15 protein-coding genes are annotated in these 13,799 nt (G+C 65.8%); 11 read left to right on the top strand and 4 right to left on the bottom strand.

Annotated elements, in window-relative coordinates; translation table 11 throughout:
* Position 1: 1 nt before the first annotated feature.
* Entirely contained in the window at positions 2-919 is a 918-nt protein-coding gene (locus I5E68_RS09190) for a glycine--tRNA ligase subunit alpha (RefSeq protein ID WP_197163124.1), read from the bottom strand.
* A gap of 216 nt (positions 920-1,135) precedes the next feature.
* Here I5E68_RS09190 and I5E68_RS09185 point away from each other — a divergent pair, with 216 nt between their 5' ends.
* The 8 genes from I5E68_RS09185 to I5E68_RS09150 all read left to right on the top strand — a co-directional run bounded on the left by I5E68_RS09185 (position 1,136) and on the right by I5E68_RS09150 (position 6,094).
* Positions 1,136-1,309: a hypothetical protein gene (locus I5E68_RS09185; protein WP_197163121.1), complete on the top strand. Its 174-nt coding sequence runs from the start codon at positions 1,136-1,138 to the stop codon at positions 1,307-1,309.
* A gap of 7 nt (positions 1,310-1,316) precedes the next feature.
* A complete protein-coding gene (locus I5E68_RS09180; RefSeq protein WP_197163119.1) occupies positions 1,317-1,514 on the top strand; it encodes a helix-turn-helix transcriptional regulator in 198 nt (65 codons plus the stop codon).
* Positions 1,498-2,148 (top strand): hypothetical protein, encoded by a 651-nt coding sequence (locus I5E68_RS09175; protein WP_197163117.1) that lies wholly within the window; start codon positions 1,498-1,500, stop codon positions 2,146-2,148. Before I5E68_RS09180 ends, I5E68_RS09175 begins: the two co-directional genes overlap by 17 nt.
* A gap of 37 nt (positions 2,149-2,185) precedes the next feature.
* A complete protein-coding gene (locus I5E68_RS09170) occupies positions 2,186-3,097 on the top strand; it encodes a TraB/GumN family protein (RefSeq protein ID WP_228726909.1) in 912 nt (303 codons plus the stop codon).
* Positions 3,098-3,136: 39 nt separating this feature from the next.
* Positions 3,137-4,021: a TraB/GumN family protein gene (locus tag I5E68_RS09165; protein ID WP_197163115.1), complete on the top strand. Its 885-nt coding sequence runs from the start codon at positions 3,137-3,139 to the stop codon at positions 4,019-4,021.
* Between the two features lie 154 nt (positions 4,022-4,175).
* Positions 4,176-4,799 carry a 50S ribosomal protein L25/general stress protein Ctc gene (locus I5E68_RS09160; protein WP_197163113.1) on the top strand — a complete coding sequence of 208 codons (624 nt, stop codon included), beginning with the start codon at positions 4,176-4,178 and terminating at the stop codon, positions 4,797-4,799.
* A 159-nt stretch (positions 4,800-4,958) separates the two neighbouring features.
* Positions 4,959-5,534 (top strand): aminoacyl-tRNA hydrolase, encoded by a 576-nt coding sequence (gene pth / locus I5E68_RS09155; RefSeq protein ID WP_197163111.1) that lies wholly within the window; start codon positions 4,959-4,961, stop codon positions 5,532-5,534.
* 194 nt (positions 5,535-5,728) lie between these two features.
* A complete protein-coding gene (locus I5E68_RS09150; protein ID WP_197163108.1) occupies positions 5,729-6,094 on the top strand; it encodes a PEP-CTERM sorting domain-containing protein in 366 nt (121 codons plus the stop codon).
* A 117-nt stretch (positions 6,095-6,211) separates the two neighbouring features.
* Here I5E68_RS09150 and I5E68_RS09145 read toward each other — a convergent pair whose 3' ends face one another.
* Positions 6,212-7,744: a tetratricopeptide repeat protein gene (locus tag I5E68_RS09145; protein ID WP_197163106.1), complete on the bottom strand. Its 1,533-nt coding sequence runs from the start codon at positions 7,742-7,744 to the stop codon at positions 6,212-6,214.
* A gap of 190 nt (positions 7,745-7,934) precedes the next feature.
* Between I5E68_RS09145 and ychF the strand changes: the two genes are divergently transcribed.
* Together ychF and I5E68_RS09135 are read left to right on the top strand one after the other, a co-directional pair.
* Positions 7,935-9,035, top strand: coding sequence for a redox-regulated ATPase YchF (gene ychF / locus I5E68_RS09140; RefSeq protein ID WP_197163104.1), 1,101 nt, complete (start codon positions 7,935-7,937; stop codon positions 9,033-9,035).
* Between the two features lie 192 nt (positions 9,036-9,227).
* Positions 9,228-9,986, top strand: a complete 759-nt coding sequence (locus tag I5E68_RS09135; protein ID WP_228726908.1) for a MauE/DoxX family redox-associated membrane protein — start codon at positions 9,228-9,230, stop codon at positions 9,984-9,986.
* A 7-nt stretch (positions 9,987-9,993) separates the two neighbouring features.
* On the opposite strand, the gene I5E68_RS09130 is transcribed toward I5E68_RS09135, so the two are convergent.
* Entirely contained in the window at positions 9,994-10,488 is a 495-nt protein-coding gene (locus I5E68_RS09130) for a hypothetical protein (protein ID WP_228726907.1), read from the bottom strand.
* On the bottom strand, positions 10,488-12,332 hold the full coding sequence (mutL, locus tag I5E68_RS09125) for a DNA mismatch repair endonuclease MutL (RefSeq protein ID WP_197163102.1): 1,845 nt from the start codon (positions 12,330-12,332) through the stop codon (positions 10,488-10,490). The genes I5E68_RS09130 and mutL overlap by 1 nt, the downstream gene beginning before the upstream one ends.
* 364 nt (positions 12,333-12,696) lie before the next feature.
* Between mutL and I5E68_RS09120 the strand changes: the two genes are divergently transcribed.
* Positions 12,697-13,743, top strand: coding sequence for a rod shape-determining protein (locus tag I5E68_RS09120; protein ID WP_197163101.1), 1,047 nt, complete (start codon positions 12,697-12,699; stop codon positions 13,741-13,743).
* The last annotated feature ends 56 nt before the right edge of the window (positions 13,744-13,799 follow it).

The following is a 13,799-nucleotide window of genomic DNA, read 5'->3' as shown; positions in this document are numbered from 1 at the left end:
GTTACGCACTCCACCCCGGGAAATCGCGGTGCCAGCGCTCGGAATTGACCTCGATGTACGAGGCGCAGGCCCCCTTGGCGAGGTCGCGCACGCGCCCGATGTAGCTCGCACGCTCCTGCACCGAGATCACCCCGCGCGCCTGCAGCAGGTTGAACAGGTGGCTGGCCTCGATCGCCTGATCGTAGGCGGCAAGCGGGATCTTCGCCTCAATGCAGCGCTGGCTCTCGGCCTCTGCGGCCTTGAACCCGGCGAACAGCGCATCGGTGTCGGCAATCTCGAAGTTGTACTTCGACTGCTGCTGCTCGTTGGCGAGGAACACGTCGCCGTAGGAGACGCCCTCGTTGTTGAACTTGAGGTCGTAGACCCAGTCGACGCCCTGAATGTACATCGCGAGGCGCTCGAGGCCGTAGGTCAGCTCGCCCGCGACCGGCTTGCAGTCATAGCCGCCGACCTGCTGGAAATAGGTGAACTGCGTCACCTCCATGCCGTCGCACCAGACCTCCCAGCCAAGACCCCAGGCGCCCAGCGTCGGGCTTTCCCAGTCGTCCTCGACGAAACGGATGTCATGTGCGAGCGGATCGATGCCGATCTCGGCGAGGCTGGCGAGATATAGCTCTTGCAGGTTCTCCGGGTTCGGCTTCAGCACGACCTGATACTGGTAGTAGTGCTGGAGGCGGTTCGGATTCTCGCCGTAGCGCCCGTCGGTCGGGCGGCGCGAAGGTTGCACGTAGGCCGCCTTCCAGGGCTCGGGCCCAAGCGAGCGCAGGGTCGTGGCCGGGTGGAAAGTACCCGCACCCACGCGCATGTCGTAAGGCTGGAGGATGAGACAGCCCTGCCGGCTCCAGTAGTTGTGGAGGGTCAGGATCATGTCCTGGAAGCTGAGCGGCTGCTCGGCGTTCGTTTTGGCAGCGGTCGACATCGTTTTTCCGTGACTGTTCTGGCGTCGTGGTTGACGGCTTGGCCCATGGCGGATGCGCCGCGGCAAATCAACTGCGCAACGCGGCACACAAGCAGAGTTGACCCGGCTGTTCGACCACCGGCCATGCCGAACGATCATGTCAGGTCTTCTTGACATTGTCGCGAATCAACGACATAAAGTCAGGCATACCTTACATAGTGTCAGGAGAACGAGACCATGACCGTCACCGAGATGAAGCAGCGCTGGAGCGAAATGGACCTTGGCGAGAAGCGCAAGGTCCTGCTCTGGGGAACCGCGCAGCCCAGCGCCAAAGACAAGCGCACCACGCTGACGATCGTGTTCATCGCCGTCGCACTTTGGATTCCGCCACTTCTTTCACAGCTGTGGTGAGACGACCTTGAAGAACCGCCTCAAGGTCCTGCGCGCGGAACGCAGCTGGAGCCAGGCGCAGCTGGCCGAATATCTCGACGTCTCGCGCCAGGCGGTGAACGCGATCGAGACCGGCAAGCACGACCCCTCGCTCCCCCTCGCCTTCCGCATTGCGCGCCTCTTCAATCTTGCGATCGAGGACATCTTCGATGACGAACTCGCCTGACAGCGACATGCCCACCAATTCCCGCAAGTCCGCCCTGCTCATCATCCTTGGCGGAATTTTCACGATCTTCCTCGCCGGCATCGTGACCGGCATCGCCATGCGGTTTGCCGAGACCGGCGAATTTCGCCTCGCGACAGTCGTCGGCGGCGTGCTCGCGGTGGTCACCGTGGCCCTGGGTTACTGGATTGCCCGCCGGGCCCTTCTGAATGCCTCGCTGACCCTGCCGCGCAGCCCGCGCATGCGCCGCTCGCGCATCGCACTCTACCTCTCGCTTGCCGTCTCGGTCGGCTTCGGAATCGTGGTCGGGGTTATGGGCGGCCTTTCCGACGAGATCGAACCTGCCGAGGTCCTGTTCTCGTCGCAGCCGCTTGCCCCCACCCTCGCGATCTGGGGCATCGTCGGCCTGCTCGCGGCGATTGGGTTTTCCGCCTACTGGCACTCGACCATCGACGAGATGGAGCGGCGCGACTACGACTTCGGCACGGCCTGCGGTCTCTACACGTACGTCAGCGTGGCGCCCGCCTGGTGGCTGGCGTGGCGCGGCGGCCTGACCGGCGAACCCGACGGTGTCGTGATCTTCTGGATCGTGTGCGTCACCTGGTCTATCGGCTGGCTCTGGCGCCGATACAGCTGACCACCAACCGCAGCCTACCCATACCAAGGATATTTCCATGCGATCGATGAAGTCCCGGCTGATCGGCGGCGTCGCCTGCGCCATCTCCCTTTTCCTGTCGCCCTCGCTCTCGGCCAGGGAACCCACCGCCACACCAGCGCAGGTCGAACCCGGCCGGCCGGCCCTGTGGAAGGTCGCCGACGAGGACACCACCATCTGGCTCTTCGGCACGATCCATATCCTGCCCAAGCCCGTCGACTGGTACCAGGGCCCCGTCGCCAGTGCGCTCGACGGCGCGCAGACGCTGGTCACCGAAGTGCCGATGAACGACGACAAGGCCGCGCAGGCCGCGATCATGAGCAAGGCCACCCGCGAGGACGGCAAGACCCTGCGCGCCACCCTCAGCGACGAGGGACGCGCCGATTACGAAGCGGCTCTCGGCCAGTTCGGCTTGCCCGTGGCAATGTTCGACGGCAACGATGCCTGGTTCGCCGCCCTCATGCTGACCATGCTCCCGCTGCAGCTGAGCGGCTACGACCTCGAGAACGGCATCGACCGGCAGGTCGCCGCGAAGGCGAGCGCGCGTGGCATGGCCAACGAGGCCTTCGAGACGCCCGAGTACCAGATCTCGCTCTTCGACACGCTGCCTGCCGAGACGCAGGAGCGCTACCTCGCCGAGGTCGTCGACGCATTGCCGACCATGAAGGACGACATTGCGCGCATGGTCGAGGCCTGGCGCACCGGAAAGGCCGAGGTTCTTGCCGAACTGCTCAACCAGCAGGAAGACGACCCGCGCATTCGCGAAGTGCTGCTGACCGAGCGCAACCGCCACTGGGCCCAGTGGCTGGAAAAGCGCCTCGACGAACCGGGCAGCGTCTTCGTCGCGGTCGGGGCCGGTCACCTTGCAGGCGAGGACAGTGTCCAGGCACTGCTTGCTGCCAAGGGCATCACTGCAGAGCGCGTGCAGTAATTAGCGCAACCCGAGCCCAGCAAGATTGCGCCTTTTTCGATGATCCGCCAAACCAGAGCTTTTGCCGCCGCGTTTCTCGCTGCATGCCTCCTCGCGCCGCTGTGCCTGCTTGCCGCTTGCGGTGAGCGCGCCCAGAGCGCCAACCCGGCCTTGTGGGAGGTAGAAGGCGCGGCGGGTCAGCGCGGCTGGCTCTTCGGCACCATCCATAGCGCCCCGCAGCCACTCGCTTGGAAGACCGGGCCGGTCTCCGAGGCTCTTGCACAGGCTGACGAGATCGTGGTCGAAGTCGGCAACATTGCCGACGACACCGAGGTGGCAGCCACCTTCGCGCGCCTCGCACGTGCAAGTGGCAAGCCGCCGCTTTCGCAGCGCGTGCCCACCGAACAGCGCGCGGATCTCGCCGGATTGCTCGAGAAGACCGGGCACGAGGACGACGATTTCTCTGCCATCGACACCTGGGCCGCAGCGCTCACTCTGGCGCGCGGCACCAAGGGCAGCGGGGATGCGCGCAATGGCGTCGACCGGGCCGTCATCGAGCAGGCGGGCGAGCGTCCCGTCATCGAACTGGAAGGCGCGGCGACCCAGCTCAGCCTGTTCGATGCCCTGCCCGAGCGCGAGCAGCGCGACCTGCTCGTCGCGGTTATCGAGGAAGCCGGGCACCCCGAGACCGACCTCTCGCAAAGCTGGCGCAGCGGCGACATGACCGCGATCGAGGCCGAAACCCGACGCGGCCTGCTCGCCGATCCCGAACTCCGCGCAGTGCTGTTCACCGGCCGCAACCGTGCGTGGACGAAGCGCATCGCGCAGAGGCTCGACGAGGGGCATCGTCCCTTCGTCGCGGTGGGCGCCGCACACATGGCCGGGCCGGACGGCCTCGTTGCGATGCTGCGTACGCGTGGCTACACCGTCACGCGCATCGAATAGCGATCGCCCCTCGCATGCCAAGGCTTGCCTTCGCGCGCGAACCCGCGTATGGGCGCGCCCTTCCCGTCATGGTCATCCCTGGAGGCGTGACGGACGGTCCTGGTCGATGGTCGGCCCGGGCCGGGTTTAATCCAGTTTTGAAAGGCAAGTCCACATGAGCGATTCGCTTATCCTGCCGGCCGAGACGCGTGAACGGGCAGGCAAGGGAGCCTCCCGTGCCCTGCGTCGCGAAGGTCGCGTACCCGCCGTCGTCTATGGCTCGAACGAAGAGCCCATCGCGATCCACGTCGAAGAGAAGGAACTGACCCGTCAGCTGATGACCGGCCACTTCTTCAACTCGATCGTCGAGGTCGAAGTCGGTGGCAAGAAGGTGCGCACCCTGCCGAAGGACGTTGCCTTCCACCCCGTCACCGATCGTCCGCTTCACGCTGACTTCCTGCGCCTTGCCAAGGATGCGACCGTCCACGTGAACGTGCCCGTCTCGTTCGCCAACGAAGAGCTCGCTCCGGGCCTCAAGCGCGGCGGCGTCCTCAACATCGTGCGTCACGAGCTCGAGCTTGTCTGCGATGCGGACAAGATCCCCGACGAGATCGTCATCGACGTCACCGGCTTCGACGTTGGCGAGTCGATCCACATCAGCCACGTCAAGCTCCCCAAGGGCTCGGCCAGCGCGATCACCGACCGTGACTTCACCATCGCGACGATCGTTGCTCCTTCGGCGCTGAAGAGCGAAGAAGGCGACACGACCAAGGCTGAGGAAGAAGCTTCGGCCGAGTAAGCCTCGCTTATTCATAAAGGGCCCTTCCCGCCCCGGACGATCCGGTGCGCGGGAAGGGCCTTTTTTGTTGGCGCGCCCCCTTTTGCGCCGACGGGCCATGACCTAAGGGGCTGAGCGCGGCAGTTCCAGCCGACCCGCTACGAACGGAAAGACGACACGATGGCAACGCAGCTCTGGGTAGGCCTCGGCAATCCCGGCCCGCAATACGCTATGCACCGGCACAACGTGGGCTTCATGGCGTGCGACATCATCGCCGACGTCCACCGCTTCGGCCCGGTACAGAAGAAATTCCAGGGATGGTTCCAGGAAGGTCGCATCGGGCGCGACAAGGTGCTGCTGCTCAAGCCCGCGACCTTCATGAACGAGAGCGGGCGCTCGGTCGGCGAGGCGATGCGCTTCTTCAAGCTCGATCTCGACGCGCTCACCGTGTTCCACGACGAGCTCGACCTCGCGCCCTTCAAGGTCAAGGTCAAGCAGGGCGGTGGCCACGCCGGCCATAACGGCCTGCGCTCGATCGGCCAGCACCTTGGCCCCGACTATCGCCGCGTGCGCATCGGCATCGGCCACCCCGGCCACAAGGACCGGGTCAACGGCTACGTGCTGGGCAACTATGCCAAGGCCGAGATGGACCCGCTCGCCGGAATGCTCGGCGCGATCGCCTACGAAGCCGAACGGCTCGCCGAGGGCGACGACGCACGCTTCATGAACGACGTGGCCCTGCGTCAGCAGGACTGAGACCGCGCCCGGCGGCGTTTACCTGCGATCCACAAGTTGTCGCTACCAAGGTCTTTCGCAGGGCAATCGTGTCGGGTTAACTTACAATAAACCCGATGGAAGCTAACCAGCGGCAGAAGAAATCGCAGAAAACCGTATTTGGCATGGGGCTTGCTACTATACGGGCAAATCTGGTCGATGAAGGGGAAGACCACATGTTGCGCAAGTCAATCACCGCTCTCACGCTCACGCTGGGCCTGACCATGGCCGTCGCCACGCCGGCGCACGCCACCTGGGGCAGCTGGTTCCACAAGCACAAGTGTGGCTGTGGCGACTCCACCGGCACCTCGATGTGCGGGTCGAGCACCTCGGGCGGCACCACCAGCAGTTCGGGCGGTACCACGAGCACCTCAGGCGGTACGACCACGACTTCGGGTGGCTCGACCACTACGACTTCGGGCGGCACGACCCAGACCGGCTCCTCCGGCGGCACCGCGGTTCCCGAACCCGGCATGCTGGGCATGATGGGCCTCGGCCTCGTCGGTCTTGCCTACGCGCGTCGCCGCAAGAAGCGCGCCTGACACCGATTTCAATAATGACGTGATCGTGCCCGCGCCCATCGCGGCACGATCACTAGCGACCGGCTCGGGAGGCTCCCTCACCGGCTGGCGTAGACGCCGTCGACAAGCCGAGGCGCTTCAGCCCCTGCTGGTCGCGGCGTTTGCCTTTTCCAGAGCACGTGCGATCTCGGCATTGCCCGGATCGGCCCTCGCGGCACTCTCGATGAGACGCCGCGCGCTCGCGAGGTCGCGTCCTGCCTCGAGCCGCACCATGCCGGCCATGAACAGGAACTCGGGATTGTCGCGCGCGCGGCCGAGCGCCCTGTCGGCATAGCCGATCGCGGCGTCGTGATCGCCCAGCGCCGCACTCGCCATCGCCAGCCGGCGCAGGACCTCGCCGTCCTCGCCGCGCGTGAGAAGCTGCGCATAGACATCGCGCACCTTGCTCCAGTCCTGCTGCATGAGCGCCGCCTGCCCCTCGTCGACCAGCGCGACCTCTGCCTTGCGCTTTGCAGGATCGAGCCGCGCGGCCAAAGCCTTCGCCTCGGGTGCTCCCGCAGCACGCGCGGCGCGCATGCCTGCCTCGATCTCCTCGTCGTCGGCAAGCGTGCCCATGGCGAGTGGCTCGAGCGTCTGCCAGGCCTGCGCCGCATTGCCCGCTTCCAGCTCGGCCTCGCCAAGCATCAGCTGCGCATAGGGATTGCCCGGAAGCGCGAGCACGGCGCGCTTGAACAATAGCCGCGCCTCCTCTGCCTTGCCGAGCCGCAGCAAGGCCTCGGCATATTTCATCTGCGTGCCCGAGCCCGGTTCGAGCCGGGATTCCTGCCCCTGCATGGCGAGCCGGATCTTCTCCCATTCGCCCTTCTCGGCGAGCAGCTGGATGCGAAGGTCCTCGACAGCGCCATTGCCGGGCGCGAGCTTCTGCGCCTTCTCGATCACTTCCATGGCCGCATCGACCTTACCGAGCATGTCATACTGGTTGGCGAGTGCGAGCAAGGGCGGGAGCTTTTGCGGAAAAGCAGCGGTGACCGCCTCGAACGCCTTCGCCGCCTCGGCAGGCTTGCCCTTCGCCGCGAATATATCTGCGCCCAGCACCATGGTCTCGTAGGCCTTGGCGTCCATGGCCTGCATGCGCTTGTAGATTGCCGCAGCGCCATCGACATCGCCCGAGAGCAGGCGATAGCGCGCATAGCCTTCGGCGAGATGGACATCGCCGCCCGCATCGAGCCCCTGTTCGAAGGCCTCGACCGCCCCCTCTTCGTCGCCGAGCGCAAGCTTCGCCTCGGCGCGCACGACCCAGCCCGGCGCGCTGCGGTCATCGCCGAGCAGTGCCAGTGCCTCCTGCGCACGCCCGCGCATCAGCGCGACGCTCGCCTTGTAGACCGCCAGCTCGCGCGCCGGACCGCCCGCCCGCTCGAAGCGCTCTATCGCGCCTTGCGCCCCGTCGGGATCGCCAAGGCGCAGGTGTGCGCGGATCAGGAGATCGAGCATGGCCCGGTTGCCCGGATCGTCACGCAGCGCGCTTGCGACCTCGAGCCGCGCGGCCTGATAGTCCTGCGCCGCGAAATCGGCCTGAGCCTTGGCGTAGAGCTCTTCCGGGCTCTTCGAACAGGCGGCAAGCCCGGCAAGGGCGACGAGCGGCAGGGTGAAGCGGGCAAGACGTTCGATCATCGCGACTTTCCTAGACCTACAAGCCTGAAATTTCCGTTAGGCTGGCGATCTTCCGGGCTCGGCTCCCCGGCGCGCCCTCGCCTCTTGCCCCATGACCTAACGCCGTGTCCGCAAGATTGCCATCGCTCGAAACTGGCCAAGCGCGCCTCACGGCGCTATGGGCGGCGAAATTTCTTATCCGGAGTGAACGATGGGTTTCCGTTGCGGTATCGTGGGCCTGCCCAATGTCGGCAAGTCAACGCTGTTCAATGCCCTTACCGAGACGCAGGCCGCGCAGGCCGCAAACTATCCCTTCTGCACGATCGAGCCCAACGTCGGCCAGGTCGGCGTCCCCGATCCGCGCCTCGACAAGCTGGCCGAGATCGCTGGTTCGGCGAAGATCATCCCGACGCAGCTCTCGTTCGTCGACATCGCCGGGCTGGTGCGCGGCGCCTCGAAGGGTGAGGGTCTTGGCAACCAGTTCCTCGGCAACATCCGCGAGGTCGACGCGGTCGTCCACGTACTGCGCTGCTTCGAGAACGACGACATCCAGCACGTCGACAACAAGGTCGACCCGATCGCCGATGCTGAGACGGTCGAGACCGAACTGCTGCTCTCCGACCTCGAGAGCCTCGAGAAGCGCGTTCCTGCAGCTCAGAAGAAGGCCGCACAGGGCGACAAGGAGGCCAAGGTCGCAGCCTCGGTCCTGGGCCAGGCGCTCGAACTGCTGCGTGACGGCAAGCCCGCCCGCCTGACCGAGCCGAAGGACGACGACGAGGCCCGCGTCTTCGCGCAGGCCCAGTTGCTCACCGCCAAGCCGGTGCTCTACGTCTGCAACGTCGAGGAAGAGGCGGCAGCCGAGGGCAACGATTTTTCCGCGCGCGTATTCGAGAAGGCAAAGGCCGAAGGCGCGACCGCGGTCATCGTCTCCGCCGCGATCGAGTCCGAACTGGTCGGCATGGAGCTTGAAGAGCGCATGGTCTTCCTCGAGGAGATGGGCCTTCACGAGACCGGCCTCGCGCGCATCATCCGTGCTGGCTACGAGCTTCTCGGCCTTCTCACCTTCTTCACTGTCGGCCCCAAGGAAGCGCGCGCATGGACCGTGCACAAGGGCGCCAAGGCTCCCGAGGCCGCGGGCGAGATCCACTCCGACATGCAGCGCGGCTTCATCCGCGCCGAGACCATTGCCTACGACGACTACGTCGCGCTGAACGGCGAGAGCGGTGCCAAGGAAGGCGGCAAGCTGCGTCAGGAGGGCAAGGAATACCTCGTCCACGACGGCGACGTGATGCACTTCAAGTTCAACGTCTGAGCCCTTTGGGTTCGGCATTCGTACGACGACACGAGGCCCCGGGCGCTGCGCAGGCACGTCCGGGGCCTGTTGTTTTGCGGCCACAATCCTGTTCTGGCAGCAAAACTCGATGGATCGAACGCCACCTGTCTGCGTTGGCTTTATATCCATGCGTGCAAAAATGCGCGTAGAACGCCGATAGACAGGTACCCCATGCACAGCGCGAAGACCGATCAGCCCACCGCCACCGTTTACCGGATGGTGATGGAGAAACACATCTGTCCCTTCGGCATCAAGTCGATCCACCTGCTCAAGCGCAAGGGCTATGCGATCGACGACCACTGGCTCGAGACCCGCGAACAGACCGATGCCTTCAAGGAAAAGCACGGCGTCGAGACGACACCGCAGACCTTCATCGGCGGCCAGCGCATCGGTGGCTACACCGATCTGCTCAAGTTCTTCAGGATGGAAGTCCCCGATCCCAGCGCCAAGAGCTACAAGCCGGTGATCGCGGTCTTCGCGACTGCCGCGGCGCTGGCCTTTGCCGCCTGCTGGGTCGCGTTCGGCACGCTCGTCACCTGGCGCGCGCTGGAATGGTTCGTCTCGATCTCGATGATGCTGCTGGCGATGCTCAAGCTGCAGGACGTCGAGAAGTTCTCGACCATGTTCCTGGGCTACGATCTGCTCGCGCGCCGCTCGGTCCCTTATGCCTATGCCTACCCGTTTCTCGAGTGGCTTGCGGGCGCCTTGATGACGGCGCGCGCGCTTCCCTGGATCTCGATCCCGGTCTCACTGTTCATCGGCACCGTCGGCGCGGTCTCCGTCTATTATGCGGTCTACGTCCAGAAGCGGGAGCTCAAGTGCGCCTGCGTCGGGGGCTCGGGCAACGTGCCGCTGGGCTTCGTCTCGCTGACCGAGAACCTGTTCATGATCGGCATGGGCCTTGCCATGCTGATCCGCGCCTTCGCCTGAGGCCAGCTTACTCGCGCGAACAGTCCATCGTGCCATCGGCCATATAGGCGACGCGCTTTTGCGGGTCGTGCAGCATGAGCCGCGCAGGCCAGTGCAGCGCGGTCCCGCCCTCGCCTTCGTCGGGCTGGCGCACGATGTCGATCCAGTTGCTGAGCCCGGTATAGCTCGAACGCGCCTCGCCGGGCAGTTCGGCACTGGTCGTGCGCGCGGCAAAGCGCTGCAGGTCCGAACCGATATGCATGAACCCCTCGTCCGCACCCGCGACGAAGACCGGCGCCTTGTCGCCTTGCGCCGTGAACAGGCAGCCACGATGATCGAGGCCGTAGCGGGCCATGTCGACCTTGGTAATGGGCTTGGGGATCACCGGACGGAACGGCGGCTTGCTCATGCGCTCGACCATGGCCACGTCCTGCTGGTCCTCGGCGTATTCCTCGACCGGGTCCTCCTTCTGGCACGCTGTGACCAGCACCAACAGACCCAGCACCAAGCTCTTGCCACGCATCATTTTCGCCCGAACAGTTTCTCGATATCCTGATGAGCGAGTTTAACCCACGTAGGGCGGCCATGGTTGCACTGCCCCGAGCGCGGGGTGCGTTCCATTTCGCGCAGCAGCGCGTTCATCTCGGCGACCGAGAGCACGCGCCCGGCCCTGACCGAGCCGTGGCAGGCCATGGTCGCGAGCACGAGATCGAGCTTTTCGCCGAGCAGCAGCGCATCGCCGTTCTTGGCGAGATCGTCGGCAACGTCGCGCACCAGCGCCTCGGCGCTTCCCTTGCGCAGCACCGAGGGGATCGCGCGCACCAGCATCGCGGCCGGACCGAAGCGTTCGAGCACGAGACCGAAGCGGGCGAGGTCCGCGAGCTTGTCCTCGAGCGCATCGCAGGCGACTTCCTCGAGCTCGACGACTTCGGGCAGCAGCAGCGCCTGGCTGCGGTTCATCGCCTCCTCGGCGCCCGCAGCCTTGAGCCGCTCGAGCACGAGCCGCTCGTGGGCCGCGTGCTGGTCGACGATGACGAGACCGTCTTCGGCCTCCGCGACGATGTAGGTCTGCGAGATCTGGCCGCGCGCAATGCCCAGCGGATAGCGCAGCGCCTCTGCTTCCTCGCGGCTCTGCTCTTCGCCGAGCGGCTCTGCGCGCCCCGAAGGCTGGGCCATGACCTCGGCCTCGTAGGAGCGCCAGGCAGCGCTGCCCTCGGACACGCGCGAAGCCGGGCCAGCACTGAAGGAGGGACGCTGCGGCGCATATTCGCGCGCGAAGAGCGAGCCAAGCGAGGGTGCGACCTCTGTGTGGGCAGGTGCGACCGGCTCGACCTGCCAGTTGTCCATCGCATTGGCGGCGGGCGCCTGTGCGCTCTTCTGCCCTGCCCCCTCGAGCGCGTGGCGCAGCGCGCCGACGAGGAATCCGCGTATGAAGGCAGGGTCACGAAAGCGTACCTCGGTCTTGGCCGGGTGCACGTTGACGTCGACTTCCTCGGGCGGGATCGAGAGAAACAGTGCGAGCACTGCATGACGGTCGCGTGCGAGCATGTCGGCATAGGCGCCGCGCACAGCGCCGGTCAGCAGGCGATCCTTCACCGGGCGTCCGTTGACGAAGAGGTACTGGTGATCGGCGACACCGCGGTTGTAGGTGGGCAGCCCCGCGACACCGGTCAGGTGCGCCTCGCCGCGCTGGGCATCGATCAGCACGCCGTCCTCGGCCAGTTCGCGCGCAACGAGGCGCGCGACGCGGCTGGCAAGCTCCTCGTCGCTCTGCACCGCGATGACCCGGCGCCCATCGTGCTCGAGCACGAAACCGATGTCCGGGCGCGCCATGGCGAGGCGGCGGACGACGTCCTGGCAGGCAGCCCATTCCGAGCGCGGCGTGCGCAGGAACTTGCGGCGCGCCGGCACCTTGCCGAAGAGGTCCTCGACCCGAATGCGCGTGCCGGGCGGCAGCGCGGCCGGGCCGTCGGCCGTGACCTTGCCGTGATCTGTGACGCGCTTCCAGCCCTCGTCCGAGCCGCGCACCCGGCTCTCGATGGTGAGCCGCGAGACCGAGCCGATCGAGGGCAGCGCCTCGCCGCGAAAGCCCATGGTGGTAACCAGCTCGATATGCTCGTCGGGCAGTTTCGAAGTCGCGTGGCGTTCGAGCGCGAGCGCCATCTGGTCGGGCGACATGCCGCAGCCGTCGTCGGTCACCTCGATCATGTCGAGCCCGCCCGAGGCGAGCCGCACGGTGACATGGCTCGCGCCGGCGTCGATGGCGTTCTCGACCAGCTCCTTGAGCGCGGAAGCCGGACGCTCGACCACTTCGCCCGCGGCGATGCGATTGACGAGGTGTTCGGGCAGGCGACGGATGGTGGGCATGGGCGGTCTCGGCATCGGACTTGTCTGGAAGCGAGCTACCGGCTCGCGCTGCCCCGGGCGTGCGAGCGCCATCGGGTACGACAGGAGCTTGGTCTTAGCTTGCGGCTCGCCTCATCGGAAGCCCTCGGGAACGCTCGTCAACGGTCGCGATCGAAGCGCGAATGCCCGATCAAGACATCGTCCGAGCGCTCGCGCGACGAAACGCGTCGCATTCGAGACGGAAACCTGTCGAAACCCACCGGAAATCGCCACAAAATTTTGGCCTTTCGCGAATCGATGGGTTAAGGGGTCTACCTCCATGCAATCATCTTGTTGCCTTGTGTGCTGATTCTGCCGCAAGCACTGGAAATTATACGGATTATAGATGGCCGGCCCCTTCTCGCGATTCTTCAAACTCGGCTCCCAGAACATGGCGATCGACCTCGGGACAGCCAACACTCTCGTCTATGTCCAGGACCGCGGAATCGTGCTCAACGAGCCCTCCGTCGTCGCGATCGAGACGATGAACGGCGTCAAGAAGGTCAAGGCCGTGGGCGACGACGCCAAGATGATGATGGGCAAGACGCCCGACAACATCGAGGCCATCCGCCCGCTGCGTGACGGCGTGATCGCCGACATCGAGATCGCGGAAGAGATGATCAAGCACTTCATCCGCAAGGTGCATGGCAAGAAGAACCTGTTCCGCTATCCCGAGATCGTGATCTGCGTGCCCTCGGGCTCGACCTCGGTCGAACGCCGCGCGATCCGCGATGCGGCCAGCAACGCCGGTGCCAGCCAGGTCTATCTGATCCTCGAGCCGATGGCCGCCGCGATCGGCGCCGACATGCCGGTCACCGAGCCGGTCGGCTCGATGGTCGTCGACATCGGCGGCGGCACCACCGAGGTTGCCGTGCTCTCGCTGCGCGGTCTCGCCTACACCACCTCGGTGCGCGTGGGCGGCGACAAGATGGACGAGGCGATCGTTTCCTACGTGCGTCGCCACCATAACCTGCTGATCGGCGACGCCACGGCGGAGCGTATCAAGAAGGATTACGGCATCGCCGTCATGCCCGAGGACGGCATCGGCGAGGTCATCCACATCAAGGGCCGCGACCTCGTCAACGGCGTGCCCAAGGAAATCTCGATCAACCAGGCCAACGTCGCAGAGGCGCTGGCCGAACCGATCGGCGCGATCATCGAGGGTGTGCGCATCGCGCTCGAGAACACCGCCCCCGAACTGGCCGCCGACATCGTCGACCAGGGCATCGTGCTCACCGGCGGCGGCGCTCTCATTCAGGGCCTCGACGATTACCTGCGCGAGGAAACCGGCCTGCCCGTCAGCGTGGCCGAAGACCCGCTCTCATGCGTCGCGCTGGGCACCGGCCGCGCCATGGAAGACCCGATCTACCGCGGCGTCCTGATGTCCGCCTGATCTGTCGCCCCCGCAGGCCGGCGCGAGCGCGCAGGCCTGCGGTGACTGAATGCAAG

The organism is Novosphingobium aureum, assembly GCF_015865035.1.
Lineage (GTDB): Bacteria > Pseudomonadota > Alphaproteobacteria > Sphingomonadales > Sphingomonadaceae > Novosphingobium > Novosphingobium aureum.
Note: the sequence above shows the minus strand (reverse complement) of the source record. Positions and strands in the feature narration are given on the sequence as shown.

Excerpts from the sequence above, each read along its gene's own strand:
- I5E68_RS09190 (WP_197163124.1), bottom strand. The coding sequence starts at position 919 with ATGTCGACCGCTGCCAAAACGAACGCCGAGCAGCCGCTCAGCTTCCAG.
- I5E68_RS09185 (WP_197163121.1), top strand. The coding sequence starts at position 1,136 with ATGACCGTCACCGAGATGAAGCAGCGCTGGAGCGAAATGGACCTTGGC.
- I5E68_RS09175 (WP_197163117.1), top strand. The coding sequence starts at position 1,498 with ATGACGAACTCGCCTGACAGCGACATGCCCACCAATTCCCGCAAGTCC.
- I5E68_RS09170 (WP_228726909.1), top strand. The coding sequence starts at position 2,186 with ATGCGATCGATGAAGTCCCGGCTGATCGGCGGCGTCGCCTGCGCCATC.
- I5E68_RS09165 (WP_197163115.1), top strand. The coding sequence starts at position 3,137 with ATGATCCGCCAAACCAGAGCTTTTGCCGCCGCGTTTCTCGCTGCATGC.
- I5E68_RS09160 (WP_197163113.1), top strand. The coding sequence starts at position 4,176 with ATGAGCGATTCGCTTATCCTGCCGGCCGAGACGCGTGAACGGGCAGGC.
- pth (WP_197163111.1), top strand. The coding sequence starts at position 4,959 with ATGGCAACGCAGCTCTGGGTAGGCCTCGGCAATCCCGGCCCGCAATAC.
- I5E68_RS09150 (WP_197163108.1), top strand. The coding sequence starts at position 5,729 with ATGTTGCGCAAGTCAATCACCGCTCTCACGCTCACGCTGGGCCTGACC.
- I5E68_RS09145 (WP_197163106.1), bottom strand. The coding sequence starts at position 7,744 with ATGATCGAACGTCTTGCCCGCTTCACCCTGCCGCTCGTCGCCCTTGCC.
- ychF (WP_197163104.1), top strand. The coding sequence starts at position 7,935 with ATGGGTTTCCGTTGCGGTATCGTGGGCCTGCCCAATGTCGGCAAGTCA.
- I5E68_RS09135 (WP_228726908.1), top strand. The coding sequence starts at position 9,228 with ATGCACAGCGCGAAGACCGATCAGCCCACCGCCACCGTTTACCGGATG.
- I5E68_RS09130 (WP_228726907.1), bottom strand. The coding sequence starts at position 10,488 with ATGCGTGGCAAGAGCTTGGTGCTGGGTCTGTTGGTGCTGGTCACAGCG.
- mutL (WP_197163102.1), bottom strand. The coding sequence starts at position 12,332 with ATGCCCACCATCCGTCGCCTGCCCGAACACCTCGTCAATCGCATCGCC.
- I5E68_RS09120 (WP_197163101.1), top strand. The coding sequence starts at position 12,697 with ATGGCCGGCCCCTTCTCGCGATTCTTCAAACTCGGCTCCCAGAACATG.